At 64.7% G+C, this 26,093-nt stretch carries 29 protein-coding genes; 22 read left to right on the forward strand and 7 right to left on the reverse strand.

Annotated elements, in window-relative coordinates; translation table 11 throughout:
- Nucleotides 1-43: 43 nt before the first annotated feature.
- Nucleotides 44-1,423 carry a peptidoglycan DD-metalloendopeptidase family protein gene (locus ACE3TQ_RS21935; RefSeq protein ID WP_374585000.1) on the reverse strand — a complete coding sequence of 460 codons (1,380 nt, stop codon included), beginning with the start codon at nucleotides 1,421-1,423 and terminating at the stop codon, nucleotides 44-46.
- Nucleotides 1,424-1,579: 156 nt separating this feature from the next.
- Here ACE3TQ_RS21935 and tyrS point away from each other — a divergent pair, with 156 nt between their 5' ends.
- From tyrS to ACE3TQ_RS21955, 4 genes are read left to right on the forward strand one after another with little or no spacing between them, the layout of a single operon-like run.
- A complete protein-coding gene (gene tyrS, locus ACE3TQ_RS21940) occupies nucleotides 1,580-2,812 on the forward strand; it encodes a tyrosine--tRNA ligase (RefSeq protein WP_374585001.1) in 1,233 nt (410 codons plus the stop codon).
- Nucleotides 2,809-3,258: a D-aminoacyl-tRNA deacylase gene (gene dtd / locus ACE3TQ_RS21945; RefSeq protein ID WP_374585002.1), complete on the forward strand. Its 450-nt coding sequence runs from the start codon at nucleotides 2,809-2,811 to the stop codon at nucleotides 3,256-3,258. The genes tyrS and dtd overlap by 4 nt, the downstream gene beginning before the upstream one ends.
- A 37-nt stretch (nucleotides 3,259-3,295) precedes the next feature.
- Nucleotides 3,296-3,910, forward strand: coding sequence for a YbhB/YbcL family Raf kinase inhibitor-like protein (locus tag ACE3TQ_RS21950; RefSeq protein ID WP_374585003.1), 615 nt, complete (start codon nucleotides 3,296-3,298; stop codon nucleotides 3,908-3,910).
- Complete coding sequence (locus ACE3TQ_RS21955) at nucleotides 3,907-4,548, forward strand: histidine phosphatase family protein (RefSeq protein ID WP_374585004.1); 642 nt, start codon at nucleotides 3,907-3,909, stop codon at nucleotides 4,546-4,548. Before ACE3TQ_RS21950 ends, ACE3TQ_RS21955 begins: the two co-directional genes overlap by 4 nt.
- A 21-nt stretch (nucleotides 4,549-4,569) precedes the next feature.
- Here the strand turns inward: ACE3TQ_RS21955 and ACE3TQ_RS21960 are convergent, their stop codons facing one another.
- Nucleotides 4,570-5,790 (reverse strand): hypothetical protein, encoded by a 1,221-nt coding sequence (locus tag ACE3TQ_RS21960; protein ID WP_374585006.1) that lies wholly within the window; start codon nucleotides 5,788-5,790, stop codon nucleotides 4,570-4,572.
- Nucleotides 5,791-5,998: 208 nt separating this feature from the next.
- On the opposite strand from ACE3TQ_RS21960, the gene dusB reads away from it, so the two are divergent.
- The 13 genes from dusB (at nucleotide 5,999) to ACE3TQ_RS22025 (ending at nucleotide 15,656) form a co-directional block, all read left to right on the forward strand.
- Entirely contained in the window at nucleotides 5,999-7,015 is a 1,017-nt protein-coding gene (dusB, locus tag ACE3TQ_RS21965; protein ID WP_374585008.1) for a tRNA dihydrouridine synthase DusB, read from the forward strand.
- Between the two features lie 44 nt (nucleotides 7,016-7,059).
- On the forward strand, nucleotides 7,060-7,293 hold the full coding sequence (locus tag ACE3TQ_RS21970) for a helix-turn-helix domain-containing protein (protein ID WP_028102293.1): 234 nt from the start codon (nucleotides 7,060-7,062) through the stop codon (nucleotides 7,291-7,293).
- Between the two features lie 93 nt (nucleotides 7,294-7,386).
- Nucleotides 7,387-8,961 carry a bifunctional phosphoribosylaminoimidazolecarboxamide formyltransferase/IMP cyclohydrolase gene (purH, locus tag ACE3TQ_RS21975; RefSeq protein ID WP_374585010.1) on the forward strand — a complete coding sequence of 525 codons (1,575 nt, stop codon included), beginning with the start codon at nucleotides 7,387-7,389 and terminating at the stop codon, nucleotides 8,959-8,961.
- A 124-nt stretch (nucleotides 8,962-9,085) separates the two neighbouring features.
- Nucleotides 9,086-9,622, forward strand: coding sequence for a crossover junction endodeoxyribonuclease RuvC (ruvC, locus tag ACE3TQ_RS21980; protein WP_374585012.1), 537 nt, complete (start codon nucleotides 9,086-9,088; stop codon nucleotides 9,620-9,622).
- Nucleotides 9,623-9,641: 19 nt separating this feature from the next.
- A complete protein-coding gene (gene ruvA, locus ACE3TQ_RS21985) occupies nucleotides 9,642-10,220 on the forward strand; it encodes a Holliday junction branch migration protein RuvA (protein WP_374585014.1) in 579 nt (192 codons plus the stop codon).
- Between the two features lie 114 nt (nucleotides 10,221-10,334).
- Nucleotides 10,335-10,847, forward strand: a complete 513-nt coding sequence (locus tag ACE3TQ_RS21990) for a GNAT family N-acetyltransferase (protein ID WP_374585016.1) — start codon at nucleotides 10,335-10,337, stop codon at nucleotides 10,845-10,847.
- A 21-nt stretch (nucleotides 10,848-10,868) separates the two neighbouring features.
- Nucleotides 10,869-11,768 carry a hypothetical protein gene (locus tag ACE3TQ_RS21995; protein ID WP_374585018.1) on the forward strand — a complete coding sequence of 300 codons (900 nt, stop codon included), beginning with the start codon at nucleotides 10,869-10,871 and terminating at the stop codon, nucleotides 11,766-11,768.
- Nucleotides 11,761-12,348, forward strand: a complete 588-nt coding sequence (locus ACE3TQ_RS22000; RefSeq protein ID WP_374585019.1) for a hypothetical protein — start codon at nucleotides 11,761-11,763, stop codon at nucleotides 12,346-12,348. Before ACE3TQ_RS21995 ends, ACE3TQ_RS22000 begins: the two co-directional genes overlap by 8 nt.
- A complete protein-coding gene (locus ACE3TQ_RS22005) occupies nucleotides 12,345-12,839 on the forward strand; it encodes a hypothetical protein (protein ID WP_374585022.1) in 495 nt (164 codons plus the stop codon). The genes ACE3TQ_RS22000 and ACE3TQ_RS22005 overlap by 4 nt, the downstream gene beginning before the upstream one ends.
- A complete protein-coding gene (locus ACE3TQ_RS22010; RefSeq protein ID WP_374585024.1) occupies nucleotides 12,811-13,251 on the forward strand; it encodes a DUF1801 domain-containing protein in 441 nt (146 codons plus the stop codon). Before ACE3TQ_RS22005 ends, ACE3TQ_RS22010 begins: the two co-directional genes overlap by 29 nt.
- Before the next feature lie 16 nt (nucleotides 13,252-13,267).
- A complete protein-coding gene (locus tag ACE3TQ_RS22015; RefSeq protein WP_374585026.1) occupies nucleotides 13,268-14,566 on the forward strand; it encodes an MFS transporter in 1,299 nt (432 codons plus the stop codon).
- 37 nt (nucleotides 14,567-14,603) lie between these two features.
- Entirely contained in the window at nucleotides 14,604-15,062 is a 459-nt protein-coding gene (locus ACE3TQ_RS22020; RefSeq protein WP_374585028.1) for an N-acetyltransferase family protein, read from the forward strand.
- Between the two features lie 18 nt (nucleotides 15,063-15,080).
- Nucleotides 15,081-15,656 (forward strand): phospholipid scramblase-related protein, encoded by a 576-nt coding sequence (locus ACE3TQ_RS22025; protein WP_374585030.1) that lies wholly within the window; start codon nucleotides 15,081-15,083, stop codon nucleotides 15,654-15,656.
- A 3-nt stretch (nucleotides 15,657-15,659) separates the two neighbouring features.
- On the opposite strand, the gene ACE3TQ_RS22030 is transcribed toward ACE3TQ_RS22025, so the two are convergent.
- Nucleotides 15,660-16,823 (reverse strand): zinc-dependent alcohol dehydrogenase, encoded by a 1,164-nt coding sequence (locus tag ACE3TQ_RS22030; protein WP_374585032.1) that lies wholly within the window; start codon nucleotides 16,821-16,823, stop codon nucleotides 15,660-15,662.
- Nucleotides 16,824-16,928: 105 nt separating this feature from the next.
- A complete protein-coding gene (locus ACE3TQ_RS22035) occupies nucleotides 16,929-17,630 on the reverse strand; it encodes an alpha/beta fold hydrolase (protein WP_374585034.1) in 702 nt (233 codons plus the stop codon).
- 72 nt (nucleotides 17,631-17,702) lie between these two features.
- Between ACE3TQ_RS22035 and ruvB the strand changes: the two genes are divergently transcribed.
- Together ruvB and ACE3TQ_RS22045 are read left to right on the forward strand one after the other, a co-directional pair.
- On the forward strand, nucleotides 17,703-18,758 hold the full coding sequence (gene ruvB / locus ACE3TQ_RS22040; protein ID WP_374585035.1) for a Holliday junction branch migration DNA helicase RuvB: 1,056 nt from the start codon (nucleotides 17,703-17,705) through the stop codon (nucleotides 18,756-18,758).
- Nucleotides 18,751-19,524, forward strand: coding sequence for a glutaminyl-peptide cyclotransferase (locus ACE3TQ_RS22045; protein WP_374585037.1), 774 nt, complete (start codon nucleotides 18,751-18,753; stop codon nucleotides 19,522-19,524). Before ruvB ends, ACE3TQ_RS22045 begins: the two co-directional genes overlap by 8 nt.
- A gap of 6 nt (nucleotides 19,525-19,530) precedes the next feature.
- Here ACE3TQ_RS22045 and ACE3TQ_RS22050 read toward each other — a convergent pair whose 3' ends face one another.
- Nucleotides 19,531-20,211: an SDR family NAD(P)-dependent oxidoreductase gene (locus tag ACE3TQ_RS22050; RefSeq protein WP_374585039.1), complete on the reverse strand. Its 681-nt coding sequence runs from the start codon at nucleotides 20,209-20,211 to the stop codon at nucleotides 19,531-19,533.
- The gene (locus ACE3TQ_RS22055; protein ID WP_374585041.1) at nucleotides 20,204-21,061 is read right to left on the reverse strand and encodes a sterol desaturase family protein; all 858 of its coding nucleotides are present in this window, start codon (nucleotides 21,059-21,061) and stop codon (nucleotides 20,204-20,206) included. The genes ACE3TQ_RS22050 and ACE3TQ_RS22055 overlap by 8 nt, the downstream gene beginning before the upstream one ends.
- Nucleotides 21,062-21,142: 81 nt before the next feature.
- Between ACE3TQ_RS22055 and ACE3TQ_RS22060 the strand changes: the two genes are divergently transcribed.
- A complete protein-coding gene (locus ACE3TQ_RS22060) occupies nucleotides 21,143-21,826 on the forward strand; it encodes a Crp/Fnr family transcriptional regulator (RefSeq protein WP_374585043.1) in 684 nt (227 codons plus the stop codon).
- Between the two features lie 44 nt (nucleotides 21,827-21,870).
- Here ACE3TQ_RS22060 and ACE3TQ_RS22065 read toward each other — a convergent pair whose 3' ends face one another.
- Entirely contained in the window at nucleotides 21,871-22,794 is a 924-nt protein-coding gene (locus ACE3TQ_RS22065) for a LysR family transcriptional regulator (RefSeq protein ID WP_374585045.1), read from the reverse strand.
- 213 nt (nucleotides 22,795-23,007) lie between these two features.
- Between ACE3TQ_RS22065 and ACE3TQ_RS22070 the strand changes: the two genes are divergently transcribed.
- Nucleotides 23,008-24,447 (forward strand): coniferyl aldehyde dehydrogenase, encoded by a 1,440-nt coding sequence (locus ACE3TQ_RS22070; protein ID WP_374585047.1) that lies wholly within the window; start codon nucleotides 23,008-23,010, stop codon nucleotides 24,445-24,447.
- 11 nt (nucleotides 24,448-24,458) lie between these two features.
- A complete protein-coding gene (locus tag ACE3TQ_RS22075; protein ID WP_374585049.1) occupies nucleotides 24,459-26,090 on the forward strand; it encodes a long-chain-fatty-acid--CoA ligase in 1,632 nt (543 codons plus the stop codon).
- Nucleotides 26,091-26,093 lie beyond the last annotated feature (3 nt).

Raw genomic sequence — 26,093 nt, forward strand, 5'->3', positions numbered from 1 at the left:
CATTTGTGCGCCTTTTGTCCGTTTGTCAGACCTGACCCCGATTTTATTTGGCGGCGAGGTTGTTGACGCTGCTGTTCGGGCGCAGCAGGGCGAAGCGGTGGATCATTTCGCCGGCGTGGGTCTTGAAGCGGGCCATTTCGGCGGCCGTCAGCGGGGCTTGCGCCTGGATGTTGAGCTTGTTCGGGTCTTTGGCTTCACCGCCGACACGGAACTCGTAGTGCAGGTGGGCGCCGGTGGACCAGCCGGTGGAGCCGACGTAGCCAATCACATCGCCCTGGCTGACCTTGGTGCCCTTGCGGATGCCATTGCCAAAGCGGCTCATGTGCGCATAGGCGGTGGAATAGTTGGCCCAGTGCTTGATCACTACGACATTGCCGTAGCCGCCTTGCACGCCGGCGAAGTCGATCACACCGTCACCGGCGGCGCGGATCGGGGTGCCGGTGGGGGCGGCGAAGTCGGTGCCTTTGTGCTGCTTCCATTTGCCGGCAATCGGGTGCGTGCGCATGCCGAAGCCGGAGGAAATACGCGAGAACTCGAGCGGCGATTTGAGGAAGGCTTTCTTCAGCGATTTGCCGTCGAAGCTGTAGTAGCCGCCGCCCGATTTGGTCAGCGGGTCTTCGAACCAGACGCTCTGGTAGGTGGTGCCTTTGTTGGTGAATTCGCCCGCCAGGATGCGGCCGGCGCGCACGAATTCGCCGTCCTGCCAGAAGGTTTCGTACACCACGTTGAAGCGGTCGCCGCGCTTCAGGTCGGAGCGGAAGTCGATGTTGGTCGAGAACATCTCGATGATCTGCGCCACGATGGAGTCGGGCAGGCTGCTGCCGTCCGAGCTGGAGTCGGTGGCGGCGTACAGGGTGGTGGTGATTTCCCGGGCGCGCATCTCGACGCGGCGCTCCAGTTTCGCGGCCACTTCTTCGGCCGTGAAGGTGTCACCGGCGCGGGTGACCATAATATTCTTGACGGGATTGTCTTTGCCGTCCACAACGGTGGCCTTCAGCCACAGCAGGTTGCCGTTTTCGTCGGTCTGCGCCTGCACGCGTTTGCCGCTGCGCAGCTGCATGATGGCGCGCGCGGTCTTGTCTTTCTTGATGAATTCTTCAGCAGCGTCGTCTTCCACGCCCAAACGGTTCAGCAGCGTGGCGAGGGTGTCGCCGGCGCGGATCTTTTCTTCGTGAACGTATTTCTGGGTGGCTTCTTGCTGCTGCAGGGCGGTGATCTGCGAGGACAGGTCGGGTAGCTGGATATCCTGGGCAATGGTCGTTACGGGCAGGTCGCTCGCATCGGGGGCGAGCGGGGCCACGCCAGCTGCACCAAAAGCGCATACGGCGAGGAAGAGTGCCGATGCGCTGATGATCCGGGCTTTTCGCGTCGAACCTAGCAGATTGTACAAGCGTGAGCTTGTGAACTTGTTTATAGGGTTCATGCAATCAGTTAAAATTTGCCGCTTGAACTTTTAGGATTCTTGGTATTTTGTTCTAAGTTGTTGATTTAATTCGATTTCATCGGGCAAGATTGATGGGATCGGGCATTATAGCAAAGTCCTGAGCCGTGCCAACAATTTGAGAGAATCTCGCGAAATATGAATACAGACAACAAGATCCTGCCGCTGAGCGACGGCGTGCAGGAAGCCCTCGCCATCACCAAACGCGGTGTCGACGAGCTCATTATCGAAAGCGAATTCGCTCAAAAACTGGCGCGCTCGGAAAAGACCGGTGTGCCGCTGCGTATCAAGCTGGGCCTGGACCCAACGGCGCCGGACCTGCACCTGGGCCACACCGTGGTGCTGAACAAGATGCGCCAGCTGCAGAACCTGGGCCACCAGGTGATTTTCCTGATCGGCGATTTCACCTCCATGATCGGCGACCCGTCCGGCCGCAATGTGACCCGTCCGCCGCTGACCCGCGAGCAGATCGAGCTCAACGCGCAGACTTACTTCAAGCAAGCATCGCTGGTACTCGATGCGGCCAAAACCGAAATCCGCTACAACTCCGAGTGGTGCGACCCGCTGGGCGCGCGCGGCATGATCCAGCTGTCCTCGCGCTACACCGTGGCCCGCATGATGGAACGTGATGACTTTTCCAAGCGTTTCAAGAACGGCACGCCAATTTCCGTACATGAGTTCCTGTACCCGCTGATGCAGGGCTACGATTCGGTGGCGCTGAAGGCGGACCTGGAACTGGGCGGTACCGACCAGAAGTTCAACCTGCTGGTGGGCCGCGAGTTGCAAAAGGATTACGGCCAGGAGCAGCAGTGCATCCTGACCATGCCGCTGCTGGAAGGCCTGGACGGCGTGGAAAAGATGTCCAAGTCGAAGAACAACTATATTGGCATCACCGAACCGGCCAACACCATGTTCGCCAAGGTAATGTCGATTTCGGACGTGATGATGTGGCGCTACTACGACCTGCTGTCGTGGCAGTCGATCGAGCACATCGCCGGCCTGAAGAAGGCAATCGAGGGCGGCGCCAACCCGCGCGACGCCAAGGTGGCGCTGGCGCAGGAGATCGTCGAGCGCTTCCATTCGCGCCAGGCGGCGGAAGATGCGCTGGCGGACTTCGTCAACCGTTCCAAGGGCGGCATTCCGGACGATGTGCCGGAAGTGGCGCTGGCGGGCGCGCCGGTCGGCATCGGCCAGCTGCTGAAGCAGGCCAACCTGTGCGCCTCCACCTCCGAGGCGCTGCGCATGATCGACCAGGGCGGTGTGCGCATCGACGGCACCGTTATTTCCGATAAGGCATTGAAAGTTGAAGCCGGAACCTTTGTGCTGCAAGTCGGCAAGCGCAAGTTTGCCAAAGTGACCCTGTCGGCATGATCGGGCTGCTGCAGCGCGTGACCTCGGCCAAGGTGGTGGTCGAGGGCGAGACCACCGGCGCCATCGACGCCGGACTGATGGTGCTGGTGTGCGCGGAGAAGGGCGATACGGAGAAGGAGGCGGACCAGCTGCTGGCCAAACTCCTTTCGTATCGCGTGTTTTCCGACGATGCTGGCAAAATGAACAAGTCCGTGACGGATGTTGCGGGCGGCTTGCTGCTGGTGCCGCAGTTCACCCTGGCTGCCGATACTAACTCGGGCACGCGCCCGTCGTTCAGCCCGGCGGCAGCGCCGGCGGATGGCAAGCGCCTGTTCGATTACTTTGTGGCCCAGGCGCGTACGAAGCACCCGGTCGTTGGCACGGGCGTGTTCGGGGCGGATATGAAGGTGTCGCTGACCAATGATGGGCCGGTGACGTTTTGGTTGCAGGTGAATCCTAAGGCTTGAAAACCTGGGTTCACGGTTTCGCGGTGGGGAGAATACGATGAAAATCTGGAGCGATTCCTTCAAAGACGGCGCCGCCATCCCCGGCGAGTTCGCCTTCGCGGTACGCGACGCGGCCACCAGGGTGCGCCTGTCGGCCAACAAGAACCCGCACCTGGCCTGGTCCGACGTCCCCAGCGGCACCGAATCCCTGGTCCTGCTCTGCATCGACGGCGACGCCCCCACCGACGGCAGCAACGTCAACAAGGAAGGCGCCACGCTGCCGGCCTCCATGCCGCGCGCCGACTTCTTCCACTGGTCGCTGATCGACATCCCGCCCAGCCGCAGCAGCATCGCCGCCGGCGAGTTCTCGCACGAAGTCACGCCCAAAGGCAAGCCCGCCACCCTGGCCGCGCCCCTGCGCCACGGCATCAACGACTACACCGGCTGGTTTGCAGGCGACCCGGACATGGCCGGCGACTATTACGGCTACGACGGCCCATGCCCGCCATGGAACGACGAGCGTACCCACAACTACGTTTTCCGCCTGTACGCGCTGGATATCCCGCGCCTGGGGCTGGAAGGCCGCTTCACCTGCCAGGACGTGCTGCAAGCCATCCACGGCCACATCCTCGACGAGGCGCAGGTGATCGGCACCTACTCGCTGTTTGAATGACAAAAATCCTGCTGATCCGCCACGGCGAAACCGCGTGGAACGCCGTGCGCCGCCTGCAAGGCCACACCGACATCCCCCTCAGCCCCACCGGCGAACGCCAGGCCCAGGCCCTGGCGCGCGCGCTGGCGAAGGAACCGCTGGACGCCATCATCTCCAGCGACCTGGGACGCGCCGTCCAGACCGCCCAGGCGGTGGCTGCCCTGCACCCGCAAGTCCCGCTGCACACCGATGCCGGCCTGCGCGAGCGCGGCTACGGCGCCTTCGAAGGCCTGTTGTATACAGAGATCGCCGAACGCTACCCGATTGAGTTCGCCGAATGGCAGGCGCGCGACGTGGATGCCGTGATGCCGGCCGGCGAACGCGTGGCCGAAAGCTTCCGCCAGTTCTACCAGCGCTGCCAGGACGGCATCGCGCGCTGGGCGGAGAAATACCCGCAGCAGAACATCATGATCGTGGCCCATGGCGGCGTGCTGGAATGCGCCTACCGCGCCGCCAACGGCTTGACCCTGGATGGCCCGCGCGACTTCGCCATCCGCAACGCCACGGTCAACCGCTTCCGCATGGATGCGGGCGTGCTGGCGATGGAAAGCTGGGGCGAAGCCATCCACCTGGATGGCGCCCTCGACGAAATGCTGTGATTGATCGCCCAGGCTGAGCGCTCACCCCTTCGGTTTGGACAGGGCGCGCAGCTTGTTCAGGGCTTCGTTATCCAGGCTCTCCCGGTTCGCGATCAGCGCGTCCATGCGCTGTTGCGCAGCTTCGAGCCGGCCAACGATAGCTAGTGCTTGCGCGTGGGTCTCTTTGTCGCGGAACTCGACCAGACCGTCCTGCACGGTCATGTTTTCTCGATGGGCCTGCATGAATGAGACGAACTGGCGGTGCTGCGTCAACTGCATGCGTCCGGCTTCGCTATAGTCGCCGACAAAAGCGTACAAGCCAGCAATGGCGTCTTCGTACTTTTTCTTGAACTGCGGGATCTTCACCAGCGAACTTTGTGCGACCGTCTCCTCGCGCTCCTTCACTGCTGTATTCAACTGCATGACCGTGGACTCCAGGACTGATTCGGTCTTGTCGATAATGCTTGGCGCCTGGTCCAGATGTTGCTTGTCCGCCAGGTATGAAGGGCGCAGGAACTGCGCATAGTTAAGCCGTTTCAGTTCCGCGTCCTGCCGCTGGAAGATGCCCGTGTATTTTATGGCGAACTGGCCGTAAGCCTGGATAATGTGGTCCCACGGTGCAAACCCAATGGACCGGAGCGTGATCGTACGGCCGTCGTTCGCTTCGCGCGCCGCAATGAGATCCTTCTCCACTTGCTGCATGGCGTCGGCAGCCATGCCATTCAGGTGGCCGGCGAAGTCAACGGACCAGCGCCCGATCGCCTCCATGATTGCGGCTCTTAGCTTTGGCTGTAACGCGACATATTGTTTGATTGCCGGATGGTCGTCGATTCCGCGCAGCAGCCGCATTTCCTGGTCTGTGAAGTAATCGGTGCTCGCGGCGCCATTGGCCTTGGCCAAGTTGTTCAGCCTGCGCTTGCGGTAGATGGCATTGTTCATCTGGCGCTCCAACTGCGCGGCCAGGAGCGGTGGGATTTCCCGGGCGAGGACTGGGATGAGCCGTTTGGCAAATTCCTCGCGGGTTGCCTGGGCCCGGAACGCCGCCTCGAACTGCTGTTCAAAATCGTCGGGGGCAACGGGGCGGGGGTTGGTGAGAAACTCGAACAGATATTCGGCGTCGAGAATGGCCTGCAAATCCCGGGCGTAACTTGCTAGTTCGGCGCTGGCGTTGTTGCTGGTGGCGGTCTCGCCGGCGTGGGCCGTAACGGTGCCCGCAGTGGCGACGGCCAGCAGCAGGGCGTAGGACAGGGTTTTCAGTTTCATGGAGTAAAGCAGGGGGTATCTTTTTTAAATGCAAAGCTGGCAACGGCGGTTACCTTAGCACATGGACTGGCGTTACCGACAGCGTGGCACCCGACGAAAACCTTATATAAATCAAGCACGCAGGCACTGCAAAAAATAGTGCTTATATTTTGGGCAGCAGATCGGTTAAAATAGCCCCCTTTCCCAAGCAGCGTTACGGATTTAATAAGTGAAAATCGGACCCCACGAGCTCCGCAACAACGTCTTTGTCGCGCCCATGGCAGGTGTGACGGACCGCCCGTTCCGCCAGTTGTGCAAGGAACTGGGCGCGGGCTACGCCGTGTCCGAGATGGCCGCTTCCAACCCGCGCCTGTGGGCCAGCGAGAAGTCCTCGCGCCGCACCGACCACACCGGCGAGATGGAGCCGAAAGCCGTGCAGATCGCCGGCGCGGTGCCGGAAGAACTGGCCGATTGCGCCAAATTCAACGTCGACCGCGGCGCCCAGATCATCGATATCAATATGGGCTGCCCGGTGAAAAAGGTGTGCAACAACTGGTGCGGCTCCGCCCTGTTGCAGCACGAAGACCTGGTGCAGCGCATCCTGGAGGCGGTGGTGCCGGCCGTGAACGTGCCCGTCACCCTGAAGTTCCGCACCGGCTGGAACCGCGAAAACAAGAACGCCCTGCGCATCGCCCGCATCGCCGAACAAGCCGGCATCCAGATGCTGACGCTGCACGGCCGCACCCGCGCCGACGGTTATACCGGCGACGCCGAATACGACACCATTGCCGCCGTCAAAGCGGCAGTGAGCATCCCGGTGGTCGCCAACGGCGACATCACCACCCCTGAGAAGGCGCGTTTCGTGCTCGACAAGACCGGCGCCGACGCCGTGATGATCGGCCGCGCAGCCCAGGGGCGTCCATGGATCTTCCGCGAAATCGACCATTTCCTGCGCACCGGCGAGCACCTGCCGCCGCCGCTGGTGGCCGAAGTGCGCAAGCTGATGGATGAACACCTGCAGGCCCACTACGCCTTCTACGGCGAATTCCTGGGCGTGCGCACCGCGCGCAAACACATTGGCTGGTATGTGCGCGACCTCCCGGGCGGGGAGGAATTCCGGCAGGAGATGAACCGCCTCGAGTCGACCGCAGAACAACTGCGCGCAGTCGACAGCTTCTTCGAATCCCAATGGAAGTACGGCGACCGGTTACAATACCGCCTCGCCGAAGAACCGCTGGCTGCGTAAAGCGCGCCGGCCTGGCACAAAATTTAGCAAGATCGATAATTAAAATGAGCAAAGAAAGCATTCAGGAAGTCGTCCAGAAAAGCCTGGAAGACTACTTCAACGACCTGGGCGAGCAGCAAGCATCGAACGTGTACGACATGGTAGTGATGACCGTTGAGCGTCCTATCCTGGAAGTGGTGATGGGCCGTGCCGACGGCAACCAGTCGCACGCCGCCCAGATGCTGGGTATTAATCGCAATACTTTGCGCAAGAAATTACAGGAACACGGCCTGCTCTAAGGCTGATTCCGCGTCCCGGTCCCTATTGGCCGCGACGGGCCGTGGGGCCGGTGGGTTTTGTACAGATTTCAACACAACCTTCCCCCCATAGCTATGATCAAACAAGCTCTCATCTCCGTATCCGACAAGACCGGCGTGCTGGATTTCGCCAAGGCCCTGTCGGCCATGGGCGTTAACATCCTGTCCACCGGCGGCACAGCGAAACTGCTGGCCGATAACGGCGTGCCGGTCACCGAAGTGGCCGACTACACCGGCTTCCCGGAAATGCTGGATGGCCGCGTCAAGACCCTGCACCCGAAAGTCCACGGCGGCATCCTGGCGCGCCGCGACTTCCCGGAGCACGTCGCCAAGCTGGAAGAGCACAGCATCCCGACCATCGACATGGTGGTGGTGAATCTGTACCCGTTCCAGGCGACCGTGGCCAAGGCCGAATGCTCGCTGGAAGACGCGATTGAGAACATCGACATCGGCGGCCCGGCCATGCTGCGCTCCGCCGCCAAGAACCACAAGGACGTGGTGGTGATCTGCGACCCGACCGACTACGGCGTGGTGCTGGCGGAAATGAAGGGCACCGACAACGCCCCTGGCTACGTGTCCTACGAAACCCGCTTCAACCTGGCCAAGAAGGTGTACGCCCACACCGCGCAGTACGACGGCGCCATCACCAACTACTTCTCAAGCCTGGGCCCGGACCGCAAGCACGAAACCCGCTCCGCCTACCCGGCAACCCTGAACGTGGCCTTCGAAAAAGTGCAGGACATGCGCTACGGCGAAAACCCGCACCAGTCGGCCGCCTTCTACCGCGACCTGGCGCCTGTCGCCGGCGCGCTGGCCAACTACCGCCAGCTGCAGGGCAAGGAACTGTCCTTCAACAATATCGCCGACGCTGACGCAGCGTGGGAATGCGTGAAGTCCATGGGCTCCACCGCCTGCGTGATCATCAAGCACGCCAACCCATGCGGCGTCGCCCTGGGCGCCACCGCACTGGAAGCCTACCAGCGCGCACTGAAGACCGACCCGACCTCCGCCTTCGGCGGCATCATCGCCTTCAACGTGGAAGTGGACGGCGCGGCTGCCACCGAACTGGCCAAGTTGTTCGTGGAAGTGCTGATCGCCCCATCGTTCACCGCCGAAGCGCGCCAGATCATGTCGGCCAAGCAGAACGTGCGCCTGCTGGAGATCCCGCTGGGCGACGGCGTGAACCCGATGGACTTCAAGCGCGTGGGGGGCGGCCTGCTGGTGCAGTCGGCCGACTCCAAGAACGTGCTGCAATCCGAGCTGCGCGTGGTGACCAAGCTGCAGCCAACCCAGCAGCAGCTGGCCGACCTGATGTTCGCCTGGCGCGTGGCCAAGTACGTGAAGTCGAACGCCATCGTCTTCTGCGGCGGCAACATGACGCTGGGCGTGGGCGCAGGCCAGATGTCCCGTATCGACTCCGCGCGCATCGCCTCGATCAAGGCGCAGAATGCCGGCCTGTCGCTGGCAGGTTCCGTGGTCGCCTCCGACGCCTTCTTCCCGTTCCGCGACGGCCTGGACGTGGTAGTTGACGCCGGCGCCACCTGCGTGATCCAGCCGGGCGGCTCCATGCGCGACCAGGAAGTGATCGACGCCGCCGACGAGCGCGGCGTAGTGATGCTGTACACCGGCACCCGCCACTTCCGCCACTAAGCACTAAACGCCAAGCAACTTTTGTCCACTGTGGGGTCAGGAAGAAAAGTGGACAATTTTTGGTTGTAGGCAAAAAATGTCCACTTCTGTTCCTGACCCCGAAGTGGACATGTACAATCCGGGAATGATTATTCTCGGCATCGACCCCGGCCTGCGCACCACTGGGTTTGGCGTTATCCAGAAGGTGGGCACCAAGCTGCGCTACATCGCCTCCGGCACCATCAAGAGCGGCGAGGGCGAGTTGCCTGAGCGTCTTAAAGTCATCCTCGACGGGGTGGCGCAAATCGCTGCCACCTATAGGCCCGATTGCGCTGCAATCGAAAAAGTCTTCGTCAACGTCAATCCGCAATCGACACTGCTGCTGGGCCAGGCCCGCGGCGCGGCGATTTGCGCCCTGGTCACGCACCAGCTCAAGGTCGCCGAATACTCCCCGACGCAACTGAAGCAAGCCGTGGTCGGCACCGGCCGCGCCACCAAGGCCCAGGTGCAGGACATGGTCGCGCGCCTGCTGGCGCTGCCCGGCCTGCCCGGCACCGACGCCGCCGATGCCCTCGGCATCGCCATCTGCCACGCCCACAGCCAGGCTACGCTGTCTGTCGTCAATACCGTCCATCCCGCCTTGTCCGGCCTGCGTATGAAGCGCGGCCGCCTGGTCGGCTAACCGCATCCAAAGGAAGAATATGATCGGTCGTCTTACCGGCATCCTGCTCGAAAAGAATCCCCCGCAACTGCTGGTAGACGTGCAGGGCGTCGGCTATGAAGTGGACGTGCCCATGTCCACCTTCTACAACCTGCCCGGCGTCGGCGAGAAGGTCAGCCTGTTCACCCACCTGACCATCCGCGAAGACGCGCACCTGCTGTTTGGCTTCGGCAATGCCGAAGAACGCGCCGTGTTCCGCCAGCTGATCAAGATCAGCGGCATCGGCGCCCGGACCGCGCTGTCGATCCTGTCCGGCCTCTCCATCGCCGACCTGGCGCAGGCGGTCACCCTGCAGGAGGCCGGGCGCTTGGTGAAGATCCCCGGCATCGGCAAGAAGACCGCCGAGCGCCTGCTGCTGGAACTGAAGGGCAAGCTGGGCGCCGACATTGGCGCCGGCGGCGCGCACCCGGTCCACGATTCGCAGGCCGACATCCTGAACGCCTTGCTGGCGCTGGGCTACTCCGACAAGGAGGCCACGCTGGCGCTGAAGTCCGTCCCCGCCGGCTCCACCGTTTCCGATGGCATCAAGCAGGCACTGAAAGCGCTGTCGAAGGGCTGATCCAGCCAGGCGGTTTCGTCTGCAGTTGGCTGCGTGAGACACTGCTGCAACGTCGGACGGAGATGAAAGGACGGTGGACAATCACCGACAGCGGTAAAACTGGTGGATGCATACATGAAGATTGCAAGGATTTGCGGTTCGGATGCTGCCGCATTGAATAGCACGGAGAACAACTTCACATCCTGCGAGGTCATGGACGTATCGCTGGTCGATGGGGAATTCCAGCTCGAGGTGCGCAGCGTCGAACCGTTCTCCAAGTCCTACGATGCCGACGAATCCATCGACGACGATACCGAAGCCTTCGGCGCCTGCCTGGACGGCGCCCTCGTCGGCAAGATCGAACTCGCCGCAAGCTGGAATGGCCTTGCCTCGATTGAGCATATCGTCGTCGCCCGCAGCCACCGCAAACACGGCGTCGCGACGGCGCTGATCGATTTTGCCAAGGAGTGGGCCGCCAGCAAAGGGCTCAAGGGCATTCGGCTGGAGACGCAAACCAATAATGTCCCTGCCTGCAAACTTTACCTGCGCAACGGCTTCAAAGTGGGAGGCCTGGACCGTTTTGTATATCGCACGCAGCCGCACGTGGCGCATGAAACGGCGCTGTATATGTACTGGCTTCCCGAGTAACTGCCCGACGCCGCACTTCGCATGTTCAAAATCTTCTCCCGCATCGCAGCTGCTTTATCCCGTCGCCTGGGCATTCGCGCCAGCACGCTGGAACTTCCTGGCGGCTTATCGCTCAAGCCTCCTTCGGACCTGGACCTGACTTTCCAGACGATTCCGGCGTATGACGAGCAGGAACAGGTCATCGCAAGGTGGCATGGCGACCAGCTCCAGTACTTTGTCAGTGTCAGCCGGCTGCCTGCCGGCTACCTGGATGCAGAGCCTTACCTGGCCGGGTTCGAGCGCGATTTGCGGCAGGCCTGGTCGGAACTGCTTGTCGGCCGCCAGTCAAGCTACAAAGCAAGGGGCGGCCTTCGTGGAACGGTTGTGGAATATTCCAAACCGGCCAAAGGCGACACGCCGGAAGTGACCCTGGTCATCCACTTTATCGCCGACGGGAAGGCGTCGTTCGTCGCAACCGCGACGCCGGTGGCGTCGGGTGCAGTGGCGCTGGTCTTCGACGAGACGGTGCGCATGCTGCAGTCTGCGGCGGTGGCGCGGCCGGATGCTGGTCCAGGGGAGATAACACGCGACGAAGACGAGCTGGTTGGTGCCTGGGTTTCCGAGGACAGCCTTCCAGACGGGAGAACGATTTCGTCAATGCTGGAGTTGAAGCGCGACCTGTCGTTCGATACCACGGTATCCATGCAGGGCACAGTCATCTTTTCAGCTACCGGCGTGTGGTCGAAGTACACGGATGATATTCACTGGACCTATCTCCATAGCTCGCCTGAGCTTCCGGCGGAAAAGCGGGAAGACGATGACCGGATCGTGTCGGTTACGGAATCCGCGCTGACGCTGAAATCCGCACTCTCAGGCCGGGAGCGGGTGCTAAGACGCGTCCAGGCCGGGAAATGTGCAGTGCTACGATGCCTGCATGATTGAATGGTCATCATCTCCTGAGTCGCGCATTCAAGCGCTGGAAGAAGAAAACAGACGCCTTCGCAGGGAGGTGGAATTCCTGCGCGGGCATCCGACGATTGCACGCGGCTTGAGGGGTGAGTCGCTGGTGGCGACGCTGGCTTCTGCGCGCTTCTCGCGGAGCGGTTCCGGACATGATCTCGAACTGCGGGGAGCGGAGCTTCTCATCGAGGTGAAGTACTCTTCACTCCTGCGCGTGGTTGACGATCGGGCGCTTCGCAGGTGGGCGTGGACAAAATTGTTCGGCGAGCTTGGCAACAAGCGCTACGACCGGCTTCTCCTGGTCGGTGACGCCGATCCCAGGTTTGCCGGACACTACGCCGACCCGACGTCGCCGTATGTGTTCTTTGACCTCCCGTATGATGCGGTCGTGGCGATGGCTGGGGGAATCAAACGCGGACGCGCTGGCGTAATCCACCTTACGTCGAATCCAACGTCCGTCAGGTCGGCGCGCGCACGTGCGCTTTTTTGCAGGTTCCAGGTCAGTGCCGATGAAGTCACATATCGCTATGGCTTGGTAACGCCATCGGAGACAAGGTTATGAAACGACTGTTAATGCTGCTTGTGTTCCTGTTCGCGGTGCCCGCCATGGCCACCTTGCCGCTGACGGCAACGCTGGAAGAAATGGCGCTGGGTGCTGACCATATCCTTGTCGCCAGGGTAATTGGCGTCGATATGGTGGATGCGGACGGAAAGCAGGTCATCGACCCGAAGGCGATGACTGGGCCGGGGTTGACCAATACGATACGCCTGAAGGTTTCGGTCGACAAAGTCCTGGTCTCCAATGCCACGCCGGTGCCGAAGCAGTTGATGGTGCCTTTGGATTCGTTGATGCACTTTAGCCTTGGCCAGATCCAGGAAGCGCACAAGGGTGACAGGCTGGAGCGCCTGCTCCTGCTGAAGGGGAAGCAATTTGAGCCCATCAAGCCTGGCGTTTTCTTTTGGCCTATCGCTGAAAAGGACGAGGCATTGCGGCTTCATCGAACTGCTAAAGGGAGGGTGGGAAATGAGCGGAAACAAAACGAAGGCCACTGAAGCCAGCGTTGCGGAGTACATTGCATCCCGCGCGAACGAGCAGCAGCAGCCCGACTGCCAGGAGCTGATCGCGCTGCTGGGCAAGCTGACCGGCGAGCCGGCGCAGATGTGGGGGCCGAGCATCGTGGGTTTTGGGGTGTACCGCTATACCTACGAGAGTGGGCGCAGCGGCGAGGCGCCGCTGGCGGGCTTCGCCATCCGTGGCCGCGAGCTGGTGGTCTACCTGTTCTGCGAGGACGAGGCGCAGGCGGCTTTGCTGGCGCGCATCGGCAAACACAGGATGACCAAGTCCTGCCTGTACTTCAAGCGCCTGGACGACCTGGACCGCGTGGTGCTGGAACAACTGGTGGCCAACTCCATCGCGCAGACGCGGGCGCGCTACGGCCAGGGCCCTATAATGGCGCCACATTAAATTTCAGGAACGTCGAATGTCCGTTGCCCCGCAGGCGCTGTCCCCGCACTCCCTCGCTACGCCACCGAGCATCCTCTGCCGCCAAAGCCTGGCGCTGGTCATGCTGGTGATTTGCGGCGTCATCAACTACCTGGACCGCGCCACGCTGGCCGTCGCCAATGAATATATCCGCGCCGACCTGGGCTTGTCGCTGGGCGAGATGGGCGTGCTGCTGTCGGCTTTCTCCTGGAGCTACGCGCTGTGCCAGCTGCCGGTGGGCGCGCTGGTGGACAAGATCGGGCCGCGCTGGCTGCTGGGCGCCGGGCTGGTGATCTGGTCGGTGGCGCAGGCGGCGGGCGGTTTCGCGGCGACGTTCGGCTATTTCGTGGTGGCGCGCATCGTGCTGGGGATCGGCGAGGCGCCGCAGTTCCCGTCGGCGGCGCGCGTGGTGAGCAACTGGTTCCCGCTGCGTTCGCGCGGCACGCCGACCGGCATCTATAACTCCGCTTCGCCGCTGGGCGTGGCGCTGGCGCCGCTGCTGCTGCCGCCGCTGATCGCGGCCACCAGCTGGCACTGGGCTTTCTTTGTCACCGGCGCCATGGGGCTGCTGGCGGCCGTGATGTGGGTGGGCCTGTACCGCGATCCGGTGAAGGCGCAGATGACGCCGGAGGAGCGCGCCTACCTGGAGGAGGGCGAGGGCGGCGCGGCGGCGCCGAAGACCAGCTTCGCGGCCTGGTGCGCGCTGTTCCGCTACCGCGTCACCTGGGGCATGATGCTGGGCTTCTTCGGCTCCGTGTACCTGAACTGGGTGTACCTGACCTGGCTGCCGGGCTACCTGCGCACGGAACGCAAGATGGACCTGGCCATGGCCGGCCTGGCGGCCGCGGTGCCTTTCCTGTGCGGTTTTGCCGGCGCGCTGATCGCGGGCTGGGCTTCCGACCGCATCACGCGCCATGCGGCGTCGCCGATTTCCGGCCGCCGCAACGCGGTGGTGATTGCCACGCTGGGCATGGTGGCGTTCACCATCCCGGCCGCGCTGGTGGAGAGCAATGTCGCTGCGGTGGCCTGCATCTCGGTCGTGATTTTCCTGGCCAACGCATCGTCGGCCTGCGCCTGGTCGCTCGCGACGGTGGCGGCGCCGCGCAGCCGCATCGCCTCGCTGGGCGCAATCCAGAATTTCGGCGGCTTCCTGGGCGGTGCGCTGGCGCCCATCCTCACCGGCTATATCGCGCAGGGCTGGTCGTTCGCGCCGGCCTTGCTGACCGGGGCGGGCATTGCCTTTGTCGGCGCCATGTCCTATCTCTTCCTGGTGACGCGGCCGATTCCGGAAGCGTAACTATTCGTGAGAATTGGGCGGGGGTCGGGCGGGTAGAATGCTGCTCGCTATGCACATTCGACCCTACCAAGCACAGGACTGGCAGGACATCTGCCGAGTCCACGACGCCGCCCGCAAATTCGAACTGGAAGCCAGCGGGCTGGCCGATGCTTTCCTGCCGCTGGAAGAAACCGGCGAAGCGGAGGGCTTGTTCGAGGCCACGCTGCTGGTGGCGGAAATCGACGGCGCGGTGGCCGGCTTCGCCGGCTATACCGAGGACGAGGTGACCTGGCTCTACGTCGATCCCGCCCGCTTCCGCCAGGGCATCGGCCGCGCGCTGGTCGAGGCCGTGCTGCGCGCTGCCGGCAAGCCGCTGGCGCTCGATGTGCTGACCGGGAACACGGCGGCCCTGGCCCTCTACCTCTCCGCCGGCTTCACCATTGTAGAAACCATCAGCGGCAAGCTGGCCGGCAACGAGCAGTTCGCTGCCTCGGCGCACGTGCTGCGCTCCGCTTAATTTTCATTAGGATTCATCTTGCTGGACAAATCGAATTACCTGGTCAAAGAACACGTTGGCGTCCTCAAACTCTCCGGCACCTACGACATTATCGACCCTGAAACCCAGGCCCAGATCGGCGTGGCGCAGGAACGCCTGGGCTTCCTGCTGCATGCGCTGCGCCTGGTGATCGACAAGCGCATCCTGCCGACCACGGTGGCGATCGCCGAGCAGGTCGACGGCCCCGCAGTCCTCACCATCAAGCGCGGTTTCACCTTGCTGCGTTCGCGCATCGACATCCTGGACCGTTCCGGCCAGGCCATTGGCTATTTCAAGTCCAAGCTGTTCAGCCTGGGCGGCGGCTTCTACGTGTACGACACGCGCGACCAGCTGGTGGCGGAAGTGAAGGGTGAGTGGAAGGGCTGGAACTTCAAGTTCATCGACGCCAACGGCCGGGAGATCGGCACCGTCAGCAAGAAGTGGGCGGGCTTCGGCAAGGAGCTGTTCACGTCGGCCGACAATTACATGATCGCGATCGCCGAAGGCGTCAAAGGCCAGGCCGGCCTGCTGCTGGCGGCAGGCCTGGCGATCGACATCGTGTTCAAGGAAGGCTAAGCCTTAGCCTGGCCGCAGGATGACCTTGCGGCATTCCTCTTCCTTGCGGTCGAAGATGCGGTAGCCTTCGGCCGCCTGCTCGAGCGGCAGGCGGTGGGTGATGATGGCTTCGGGCCGCAGCTTGCCCTGGCCGATCATCTCCAGCAGTTCCGGCATGAAGCGCTGCACATGGGTCTGGCCCATCTTGAAGGTGATGCCTTTGTCGAAGGCGTCGCCGAACAGGAAACCGTGGATGAAGCCGGCATACACGCCGGGCACGCTGACCGTGCCGCCGCGCCGCACGGCCGCAATGCACTGGCGCAGCGCGGCGCCGCTGCTGCCTTCCAGCTTGATGGCGGTGAGCGCGGTTTCCAGCGCGCTGCCCTTGGCTTCGAAGCCGATGGCGTCGATCACGCCATCCACGCCGCGCGCGGCCGTGTTGTCGATGATGTATTCGGCCGCATCGACATGGTCGAAATTGACCGGGATGGCGCCGTAGGCCTGGCGCGCGAAGTCGAGCCGGTAGCCGTTGTGGTCCACCATGAAGATCGTCTCCACGCCCAGCATGCGGGCGCAGGCGGCGGCCATCAGGCCGACCGGGCCGGCGCCATAGATGGCCAGGCTGTCGCCGGGACCGACGCCGGCGTTGAGCACGGCCTGGTAGCCGGTGGGCAGGATATCGCTCAGGAACAGCACCTGCTCATCGTCCAGCGCGTCCGGAATGCGGATCGGGCCGACGTTGGCCTTGGGCACCCGCACATACTCGGCCTGGCCACCCGGCATGCCGCCGTACAGGTGGGTATAACCGAACATGGCGGCGCCCGGCCGCAAGCTTTTCTTGTTCATGATGGCGCCGCGGTCGGGGTTGGTGGTTTCGCAGGCCGAGAACAGTTGGCGTTCGCAGAAGAAGCAGCTGCCGCAGGCGATGACGAAAGGCACCACCACGCGGTCGCCGCGCGACAGTGCGGTGACGCCGGGGCCGGCGTCTTCCACAATGCCCATGAATTCGTGGCCGAGGATGTCGCCTTCCTTCATGGCCGGCACCTTGCCACGGTAGAGGTGCAGGTCGGAGCCGCAGATGGCGGTGGCGGTAATGCGCAGGATGACGTCGTCCGCTGCCTGCAGGATGGGGTCGGGCATGGTGTCGACCTGGACATCATGGGCCGAGTGGTAGGTTAGTGCGCGCATGGTGGCCTCCATAAGGGTGCATGGCGCCAGTATGGCTGTCGTGGCAGCGCCGCCAAGCAGCGCGCGCGCCGTGTGGACGTGGGCTGCTGTCCTACACAGCGTCCGCTAGCGCAGGCTGTCGATGGCGCGCACCACCTCATCGGGCACGTCGCGCTGCAGGTAGTGGCCGGACTGTTCGAACGTTTCCACCTTGGGCGCGCCGGTCAGGCGCTGCCAGTCGCTGCGCAGGTGCGGCAGCACGGTGCCCTTGCCGCTGGTGAGCAGGCGCACCGGCGCCGCAATGGGCTGGCTGGCGTCGAGCGTTTCCAGGCAGACGGCCTGGTCGCGGAACTCGCGGCGCATGGTGCCGTTGGGCGTGAGCGTGTGGACGGTCTTGGCCAGGGCGGCCATGGCCGGCGCTTCCTGCTGCAAGGTTGCCAGGTGGCGCGGGTGGGTCGGGTCGAGCAGCACCATGCCCGCCACTTCGTTCGGGTAGAGGCGGGCGAACACGTACTGGTACAGGCCGCCCAGCGAGTGGCCGACCAGCAGGTAGGGCGGGGCAATGCCTTGCCGCTCCAGCAGCGCGTGCTGTTCGCGCGCGATGGTGCATGGGTCGCGCGGGCCGTCGACGGCGGCCTGGCCGCCATAGCCGGGACGGTCGAAGGCGAACACCGGGCCGCGCGCGGCCAGCCCGGGCAGGATCGGGTGCCAGGCGGACTGGCCGTCGCCCAGGCCGGCCTGCAGCACCACGGTGGGGGCGGCGCGCGCGTGGTGGCCGGCCAGGCCGGCGGCGGCGGCGAGCAGCAGCAGGTGGGGCAGGTAGCGCATGGCAGTCCTCGAATTGCTATTAAGTTAACATTTATTCTAGCAGGCCTGGATGCGACTGCGTACAATGCTGGGATGAGCATCCAGACCGACAATTTCACCGAACAACGCATCATCGATGCGGCACCGTCTTCGCCCAATGAGGAGGCGATCGAGCGCGCCTTGCGCCCCAAGCACCTGGATGAATACGTCGGCCAGGCCAAGATCCGCGACCAGCTGGAAATCTTCATTTCCGCCGCCCGCAAGCGGAGCGAGGCGCTCGACCACACTTTGCTGTTTGGCCCGCCGGGCCTGGGCAAGACCACGCTGGCCAACATCATCGCGCGCGAAATGGGCGTCAACCTGCGCCAGACTTCCGGCCCGGTGCTGGAGCGGCCGGGCGACCTGGCGGCGATCCTGACCAACCTGGAGGCGAACGACGTCCTGTTCATCGACGAGATCCACCGCCTGTCGCCGGTGGTCGAGGAAATCCTGTACCCGGCGCTGGAGGACTACCAGATCGACATCATGATCGGCGAGGGCCCGGCGGCGCGCAGCGTGAAGCTGGACCTGCAGCCGTTCACCCTGGTCGGCGCCACCACGCGCGCCGGCATGCTGACCAACCCGCTGCGCGACCGTTTCGGCATCGTGGCGCGGCTGGAGTTCTACACCACCGAAGAACTGGCGCGCATCGTGACCCGCAGCGCGGCCCTGCTGAAGGCCAATATCGACGACGGCGGCGCGCTGGAAATCGCGCGCCGCGCGCGCGGCACGCCGCGTATCGCCAACCGCCTGCTGCGCCGCGTGCGCGACTACGCGGAAGTGAAGGGCAACGGCGACATCACGCGCGAGCTGGCCGATGCGGCGCTGCGCATGCTGGACGTGGACCACGCCGGCTTCGACGTGATGGACCGCAAGCTGCTGGAAGCGGTGCTGTACAAGTTCGGCGGCGGCCCGGTCGGCATCGGCAACCTGGCGGCCGCCATCGGCGAGGCGGCCGACACCATCGAGGACGTGCTGGAGCCCTACCTGATCCAGCAGGGCTACCTGCAGCGCACCCCGCGCGGGCGCGTCGCCACGGCGCAGGCTTACCAGCATTTCGGCGTCAACCCGCCGCGCAGCAGCGCCACCGGAGACCTGTGGGATGCGTAAGGCGGCGGCGCTCGGCGTAGCGGCGCTGGCGGTCGCCGCACAATGCGCGGCGGCCGCCGTGCCGGTGCAGGGCTACGCCATCAAGGCCACCTATCCGCACGACCCGCAAGCCTTTACCCAGGGCCTGTTCTTCAAGGACGGCTTCCTGTGGGAGAGCACCGGCCAGTACGGCGCCTCGTCGGTGCGCAAGGTGGAGCTGGCGACCGGCAAGGTGCTGCTCAAGCGCGAGCTGCCGGAGAAAGTGTTCGGCGAGGGCATTGCGCCGCATGGCGACAGCATCGTCGGCATCACCTGGATGAACCAGGCCGGCTATGTGATGGACCAGGGCAGCCTGGCGATCAAGGGCACCTTCAACTACCTGGGCGAAGGCTGGGGCCTGACCAGCGACGGCGAGCGCCTGTACATGAGCGACGGCACGCCGGACATCCGCGTGCTGGACCCGAAGACCTTCAGCGAGCAGCGCCGCATCCGGGTCACGGCCGACGGCATGCCGCTGCCCAAGATCAATGAGCTGGAATGGGTGGAAGGGCAGATCTACGCCAATATCTGGCAGTCCGACCGCATCGCCCGCATCGACCCGTTCAGCGGCCGCGTGCTGGGCTGGATCGACCTGTCCGGCCTGGCGGCCACCGCCAAGGCGGGCAAGGACATCGACAACGTCCTGAACGGCATCGCCTACGATGCCAAAACGCGCCGCCTGTTCGTGACCGGCAAGCGCTGGCCCAAGCTGTTCGAGATCGAACTGCGCCCGCCGAAAAAGCAATAGCGTCCATCAGGCGGCGGTAACCGGCAGCAGCGCACCGCTGACCGCGCACGCGTTGTCCGACAGCAGGAACAGCGCCACCTGGGCCAATGCCGCCGGGGCGACCCAGCGGCTGGTATCGGCGCCGGGCATGGCCTTGCGGTTGGCTGCGGTGTCGATGATGCCCGGCAGGATGGCGTTGACGCGGATGCCCTGGCCCTGCAGTTCCTCCGCCAGCGCCTCGGTCAGGCGCGCCACGCCCGATTTGGCGGCGGCATAGGCGCCCATGCCGGCCTGGGCGCGCCCGGCGGCCATGGCGCCCACGTTGACGATGCTGGCACGTCCTGCGCGCCGCAGGTGCGGCAGGGCGGCCTGCGTGGCCAGCAGGGTGGTGCGCACGTTCATCGCATACATGCGGTCCCAGGTCGCGATGTCGCCTTCGGCGATGCTCTCCCATGCAAAGCCGCCCGCCACATTGACCATGCCATCCAGGCCGCCCAGGCTATGCGCTACCTGCTCCAGGCAGCGGCGCGCCGCCAGCGGGTCGTTCAGGTCGACGCCGCCGCAGGCCAGCGCGCCGTGCGGCAGCCCGCCTGGCGCGGGAGCCTGGTCGACCAGGACCGGCTGGGCGCCGGCCGCCAGCAAGGCGTCGCCGATGGCGCGGCCCAGGGCGCCGAAGCCGCCCGTCACCACAATCCTGGCCTTATTCATCGCTGTAGATCCTGCCGCCGAATTTCAGGGCGCTGTATTCGCGCTGCGATTGCAGCAGCGGGTAGAACATCTGCTTGTCCCAGCGTTCGGCGCCGAACAGCTGGTCGTCGCGCAGCCCGACTTCGGCCGGGTAGCGGCGCGTGATGTGGGCGGTGCCGAACAGGATGTCCCAGAAGAACAGCAGGTTGCCGAAATTGCCCTTGTAGTGGCCGATGCCGTCGGCATTGGTCAGGGCATGGTGGGCGCGGTGCGTGGCGGGCGTGGAGATGGTGCGCTCGACAAGCCACATCAGCGGGCGCAGCGCACGGATGCGGTACAGCGGTGCGTCCCAGGCCCAGGCGCAGTGCGCGCCGAGGATCACGGTCTGCTTCACGGTGACATAGGCGAAGTACATCCAGCCGCAGCCCAGGTAGACCATGAAGCCGCTGAACCACAGGCCGGGCATCATCAGGTAGTAAAAGAAGTTGTTGCGGTAGGTGATGCGTATGCTCATGTAGGAGGCCGAGTGGTGGGCGCGGTGCAAGGGCCACAGCAGCGGCGAATGCGAGATACGGTGCCACCAGTATTGGGTCATGTCGTCGCCCACCAGCAGCAGGGCGGCCCAGGCCCACCAGGGCAATCCGGCCCAGGCGCCGCGCATGCCGGGCGCCAGCCATTGGCCCAGGGCGTCGGTGACGAGGATCAGCGCCGGCTGCGTTACCACCAGCAGGCTGACGGTCATCAGCAATTCCAGCGTTGTATCATTGGCGCTGGCGCGCACCGTGTCGCGGTAGCGGCGGCTGGCAATTTCCGCCGTGGCCAGGCCGGCGATCACCATGGCCAGCAGCGCATACATCATGGTCTTGTCCATTTGTCGGGTCTCCTTTGCAGCCATGATGCAACGCGCGGCCCGGCAAGATTGTTCAATTCCGTGCAATTCAGGATTTTTCGCATGCAAGTGTTCCATAACAACCCGTGGTTTGCGCGCCTGCCGCCGGCGCAGGCGCAGGCCCTGCTGGCGCACACCCGGCCGGTGCGGCTGGCGGCGGGCGAACCGCTGTATGTGCAGGGCACCTTTACCGGCAGCGCCGATGACGGCTTCTGGGGCGTGCTGCGCGGCTCCCTGCGCCTGTCGGTGATGCATGAAAACGGCAACGAGGCGATCCTGGCCATCGCCGAACCGGGCAACTGGTTTGGCGAGACCGGGCTGCTGGAGGGCTCGGGCCGCACCGCCACGGCAACGGCGCAGGAGGAGACGGAGCTGCTGGTGGTCAGCGCCGAGCGTTTTGCGGCGCTGATGCAGGATGTGGTGTTCGCCAATGCGATCGCGCAGCTGGAGGCGCAGCGCCTGCGTTCGGCGCTTGGCCTGGTTGCGGACATGGCCTTGCACGGCACGCGCGCGCGCCTGGCGCGGCGCCTGCTGATGATGGCGCGCGGCGACCTGACCCTCGCGCCCACTGCGCGCAGCACCATCACCGCCTCGCAGGACCACATCGCCATGATGCTGGGCCTGGGGCGCACCACCTTGAACAAGGAATTGCGCGCGCTGGCGCGGGCCGGCGCCATCACGCTGCGCTACGGCCAGATCGAAGTGCGCGACATGGCGGCCTTGCGCGCCGCCGCCAGCGCGGACTGAGCGCGGCGGCGGGGACCTGGCGCGCGGGACGGTTGGCGGCCGGCTTACGGGCGCGGCATTTCGGTGCCGGCCAGTTGCGACAGCACGGCGCGCGCCGTCTGCAGCACGCGCTGGGCGCCGGGCGACAGGGTGCGGCCGCGCAGGCGGATGGTGGCGATGTCGGCCCACAGCGGCGGCAGGGCCACCGGCACCTGCACCAGGCGCCCCAGTTCGGCCGCCTCGGCCAGCGCGGCGTGGCTGGAAATCAGCAGCAGGTCGCATTCGGCGACCACGTCCACCAGCGTATGCACGCTGTCGCAACTGAGCACAATCGGCAGGTCGCGCCCGGGCGGCAGGCGGAACAGCTTGTTCATCTGCACCATCAGCACTTCCGGAATGGTGGGCGCGGCCATGCCGTAGGGCAGCAGCTCGGGCGGCGCGATATCGGGCCGCGCCAGCAGCGGGTGGCCCGGGCGGCAATAGATACCGCCGTACTGGCGGCACTCGTGCGTGATGATCAAGTCCTCTGCCGCCTCGATCAGGCGCACGTCGGACATGAAGAACTCCATATCCTCGGCGCGCAGGTGGTCCAGCAGGTAATTCGAGTTGTTGATGGAGACCGACATGATGATGCCGGGCTGCTCGGCGCGCACCTGGCGCAGCATGCGCGGCAGCAGGGCGCCCGAGTGCAGCGGGCCGATGCCGAAGGCGACGCGGCCGCTGTCTCCATTTCGCAACAGATCGAGGTCGTGTTCCATATTGCGCACGTCAAACAGCAGGCGCCGCGCATGGTTGAAAAAGGCGGCGCCGGCCACGGTCACCGCCACATTGCGGTTGCCCCGGTCAAACAGCAGGAAACCCAGCTCGTCCTCCAGCGTCTGCACGGCGCGCGACAGGGCGGGCTGGCTGATGCTGACGCGCTCGGCGGCGCGCACGAAGTTGCCCTCGTCGGCCACGGCCAGGGCATAGCGCAAGCGTTTGAAATCCATGGAATCCCTCTGGTATGCAAATTATGCATTTGACCGATACAAACAATGCATTGGACGAATAGTAGTGCCAAACACATACTCGTTTCAACGACAGCGTTATCAAAACGCGGCGCATTCTGGAGACACTGTGATGCAGTTATGGCAATTCGACTTGGTGGTCGCAGGGACGGGCACGCCCGCCGGCGCCGCCGCGCACAAGGCGGGAGGGCAGCCATGAACGCCCCCTTGCCGCACAATGCGGCCAGCCTGGCCGATGTCCTGGAAATCCAGCGCGCCGCGTTCGCGGCCGACATGCTGCCGTCCGCCGCCAGCCGGCGCGCGCGGCTGGACCGGCTGTACGCGCTGGTGGCGGACAACGAGGAAGCGATCCTGCAGGCGATCAGCGCCGACTTCGGCGGGCGCGCGCGGCAGGAGATGGTGCTGACGGAATTGTTCATCGTGCTGTCGGCGGTGCGCCAGCAGCGCCGCAAGCTGGCGCGCTGGATGCGGCCGCGCCGGGTGGCGACGCCGCTGCACATGCTGCCGGGGAGCAGTGAGCTGATGCCGCAGCCGCTGGGCGTGGTGGGCAATATCGTGCCGTGGAATTACCCGTGCCAGCTGGCGCTGGTGCCGGCGGCAGCCGCGCTGGCGGCCGGCAACCGGGTCATGATCAAGCCGAGCGAACTGACGCCGGCCTTCTCGCGTCTGCTGGCGCAGCTGGCGGCCAGGTACTTCAATCCGGCCGAGCTGGCGGTGATCGAGGGCGGCGTGGAGGAAAGCCGCGCCTTCGCCGCGCTGCCGTTCGACCACCTGGTGTTCACCGGCTCCACCGCCGTCGGCCGGCAAGTGGCCGTCGCTGCGGCGCACAACCTGACCCCGGTAACCCTGGAGCTGGGCGGCAAATCGCCCGCCATCATCGATGAAAGCTGCGACCTGGCGCAGTGCGCGCCGCGCCTGGCCTTCGGCAAATTATTCAACGCGGGGCAGACCTGCGTGGCGCCTGATTACGCGCTGGTGCCGCGCGCGCGGGTGGCCGACTTCGTGCGCGAAATCAGCGCGGCAGCCCATGCCATGTATCCGCGATTCGCCGGCAATGAGCAATACACCAGCATCATCAGCGAGCGCCATTATGCGCGCCTGCAGCAGTTGGTGCGCGATGCGGAGGAGCAGGGCGCCACCGTGGTGCGCCTGGGCGCCGATGCCGCCGCGGCGCCGGGTGCGGCGGCGCGCGAGCGGCGCATGGCGCCGGTGCTGCTGCTGGACGTGACGCCGGAGATGGCCGTAATGCGCGAGGAGATCTTCGGCCCGCTGCTGCCGGTGCTGCCGTACGACACGCTGCAGCAGGCCATTGCCTTCATCAACGAGCGCGAACGGCCGCTGGCGCTGTACTGGTTCGGGCGCGACCGCGCCAACTGCCAGCAGGTGCTCGCGTCCACCATTTCCGGCGGCGTCACCGTGAACGACGCGCTATGGCATGCGGCGCAGGAGAACTTGCCGTTCGGCGGCGTGGGCGCGAGCGGCACCGGCGCCTACCACGGCGAGCATGGCTTCCTGGCCTTCTCCAAGCAAAAGCCGATCTACCGCCAGGCGCGCCTGAACGGTTTCGGCCTGTTCCGCCCGCCCTATGGCCGCGTGTTCGACACGCTGGCGGAATTCCTGAAACGCCATATGTAAGGGATTGCGCCATGCAAGGCTTGATGCAGGACCAGCCGCTGTTGATCTCCTCGCTGCTCGAGCACGCGGTGCGCGTGCATCCGCGCGCCGAGATCGTGTCGCGCCTGTGCGAAGGCACGCTGCACCGCAGCAGCTACGGCGAAGTGGCGCTGCGCGCCAAACGCCTGGCCAACGCGCTGCAGGCGCTGGGCGTGGGCCTGGGGGACCGGGTCGGCACCCTGGCCTGGAACACGCACCGCCATATGGAGCTGTACTTCGCCGTGTCGGGCAAGGGCGCGGTGCTCAACACCATCAACCCGCGCCTGTTCCCGGAGCAGATCGAATACATCGTGCAGCACGCGCAGGACCAGGTGCTGTTCTTCGACATCACCTTCGCGCCGCTGGTGGCGGCGCTGGCGCCGCGCCTGGGCGGCGTGCGCGCCTACGTCTGCATGACGGACCGCGCCCATATGCCGCCAGGGTTGCCGCCCGGCACCCTGTGCTACGAAGAGCTGCTGGCGGGCGCCAGCGCGCACTACGACTGGCCGCAGCTGGACGAGCGCAGCGCCTCGGCCCTGTGCTACACCTCCGGCACCACCGGCCACCCGAAGGGCGTGCTGTACTCGCACCGCTCGACCTATCTGCACGCCATGGGCCTGTGCCTGGCCGGCAGCGCCGCCATCTCGCCACGCGACAGCTGCCTGGTGGTGGTGCCGCTGTTCCATGTGAATGCCTGGGGCATGCCGTACGCCGGCGCGCTGAGCGGGGCCAGGCTGGTGCTGCCCGGTCCCGCGCTCGACGGCGCCAGCATCTACGCCTTGCTGCGCGACGAGCGCGTGACCATGGCGCTCGGCGTGCCGACAGTCTGGCTTGGCCTGCTCAACCATGTGGAAAGCGAAGCGCGTCCGGCGCTGCAGGAGCTGTGCCTGGAACGCCTGCTGTGCGGCGGCTCGGCCATTCCACCGGTGATGTTTACGCGCTGCAGCAAAACCTTGGGCGCGACTTTAATGCAGGCATGGGGCATGACGGAGATGTCGCCGCTCGGCACCGTGTGCTCTTTGTTGCAATCGCACGACAACGCCAGCGACGCAGAAAAGCTGCGCGTACAGGCGCGCCAGGGCCGTCCGGTATGCGGCGTGGAGCTGGCGCTGAAAGATGAAGACGGCAGGCGCCTGCCGCACGACGGCGTCGCCAATGGCCACCTGATGGTGCGCGGGCCGTGGATCCTGTCGGCATACTATGGCAGCGATACGCCGGTGCTGGACGAGGAAGGCTTCTTCGACACAGGCGATATCGCCAATATCGACGCCGACGGCTACCTGCAGATCACCGACCGCGCGAAGGACGTGATCAAGTCCGGCGGCGAGTGGATTTCGTCGATCGACGTGGAGAACGCGGTGCTGGGCCACGCCGATGTCGCGGCTGCCGCGGTGATCGGCGTGCCGCACGAAAAATGGCAGGAACGCCCGCTGTTAGTGGTTGTCGCGCGTGATGGCAGTTCCCCCACGCGCGATGAAGTGTTAGGCTACCTTGCCAGCCGCGTAGCGAAATGGTGGTTGCCGGACGATGTGGTGTTCGTGCCCGAGCTGCCGTATTCGGCCAACGGCAAAGTGCAGAAGATGAAGTTGCGTGAGATGTTTAAGCAGTATAAGAAAGCAGTATAAAAA

It is taken from the genome of Pseudoduganella sp. (assembly GCF_041914865.1).
In the GTDB taxonomy this organism is placed as follows: domain Bacteria; phylum Pseudomonadota; class Gammaproteobacteria; order Burkholderiales; family Burkholderiaceae_D; genus Rugamonas.

Coding starts and splice junctions, on each gene's coding strand:
- ACE3TQ_RS21950 (WP_374585003.1), top strand. CDS start 3,296: ATGAAAATCTGGAGCGATTCCTTCAAAGACGGCGCCGCCATCCCCGGC.
- ACE3TQ_RS22000 (WP_374585019.1), top strand. CDS start 11,761: ATGATTGAATGGTCATCATCTCCTGAGTCGCGCATTCAAGCGCTGGAA.
- ACE3TQ_RS22065 (WP_374585045.1), bottom strand. CDS start 22,794: ATGGATTTCAAACGCTTGCGCTATGCCCTGGCCGTGGCCGACGAGGGC.
- ACE3TQ_RS21935 (WP_374585000.1), bottom strand. CDS start 1,423: ATGAACCCTATAAACAAGTTCACAAGCTCACGCTTGTACAATCTGCTA.
- ACE3TQ_RS21970 (WP_028102293.1), top strand. CDS start 7,060: ATGAGCAAAGAAAGCATTCAGGAAGTCGTCCAGAAAAGCCTGGAAGAC.
- ACE3TQ_RS21995 (WP_374585018.1), top strand. CDS start 10,869: ATGTTCAAAATCTTCTCCCGCATCGCAGCTGCTTTATCCCGTCGCCTG.
- ACE3TQ_RS22005 (WP_374585022.1), top strand. CDS start 12,345: ATGAAACGACTGTTAATGCTGCTTGTGTTCCTGTTCGCGGTGCCCGCC.
- ACE3TQ_RS22035 (WP_374585034.1), bottom strand. CDS start 17,630: ATGCGCTACCTGCCCCACCTGCTGCTGCTCGCCGCCGCCGCCGGCCTG.
- ACE3TQ_RS22075 (WP_374585049.1), top strand. CDS start 24,459: ATGCAAGGCTTGATGCAGGACCAGCCGCTGTTGATCTCCTCGCTGCTC.
- ACE3TQ_RS22055 (WP_374585041.1), bottom strand. CDS start 21,061: ATGGACAAGACCATGATGTATGCGCTGCTGGCCATGGTGATCGCCGGC.
- ACE3TQ_RS21990 (WP_374585016.1), top strand. CDS start 10,335: ATGAAGATTGCAAGGATTTGCGGTTCGGATGCTGCCGCATTGAATAGC.
- purH (WP_374585010.1), top strand. CDS start 7,387: ATGATCAAACAAGCTCTCATCTCCGTATCCGACAAGACCGGCGTGCTG.
- ACE3TQ_RS21960 (WP_374585006.1), bottom strand. CDS start 5,790: ATGAAACTGAAAACCCTGTCCTACGCCCTGCTGCTGGCCGTCGCCACT.
- ACE3TQ_RS22070 (WP_374585047.1), top strand. CDS start 23,008: ATGAACGCCCCCTTGCCGCACAATGCGGCCAGCCTGGCCGATGTCCTG.
- ACE3TQ_RS22010 (WP_374585024.1), top strand. CDS start 12,811: ATGAGCGGAAACAAAACGAAGGCCACTGAAGCCAGCGTTGCGGAGTAC.
- ACE3TQ_RS21955 (WP_374585004.1), top strand. CDS start 3,907: ATGACAAAAATCCTGCTGATCCGCCACGGCGAAACCGCGTGGAACGCC.
- dtd (WP_374585002.1), top strand. CDS start 2,809: ATGATCGGGCTGCTGCAGCGCGTGACCTCGGCCAAGGTGGTGGTCGAG.
- ACE3TQ_RS22020 (WP_374585028.1), top strand. CDS start 14,604: ATGCTGCTCGCTATGCACATTCGACCCTACCAAGCACAGGACTGGCAG.
- ACE3TQ_RS22060 (WP_374585043.1), top strand. CDS start 21,143: ATGCAAGTGTTCCATAACAACCCGTGGTTTGCGCGCCTGCCGCCGGCG.
- ruvA (WP_374585014.1), top strand. CDS start 9,642: ATGATCGGTCGTCTTACCGGCATCCTGCTCGAAAAGAATCCCCCGCAA.
- ruvB (WP_374585035.1), top strand. CDS start 17,703: ATGAGCATCCAGACCGACAATTTCACCGAACAACGCATCATCGATGCG.
- tyrS (WP_374585001.1), top strand. CDS start 1,580: ATGAATACAGACAACAAGATCCTGCCGCTGAGCGACGGCGTGCAGGAA.
- ACE3TQ_RS22050 (WP_374585039.1), bottom strand. CDS start 20,211: ATGAATAAGGCCAGGATTGTGGTGACGGGCGGCTTCGGCGCCCTGGGC.
- ACE3TQ_RS22030 (WP_374585032.1), bottom strand. CDS start 16,823: ATGCGCGCACTAACCTACCACTCGGCCCATGATGTCCAGGTCGACACC.
- ACE3TQ_RS22045 (WP_374585037.1), top strand. CDS start 18,751: ATGCGTAAGGCGGCGGCGCTCGGCGTAGCGGCGCTGGCGGTCGCCGCA.
- ACE3TQ_RS22015 (WP_374585026.1), top strand. CDS start 13,268: ATGTCCGTTGCCCCGCAGGCGCTGTCCCCGCACTCCCTCGCTACGCCA.
- ruvC (WP_374585012.1), top strand. CDS start 9,086: ATGATTATTCTCGGCATCGACCCCGGCCTGCGCACCACTGGGTTTGGC.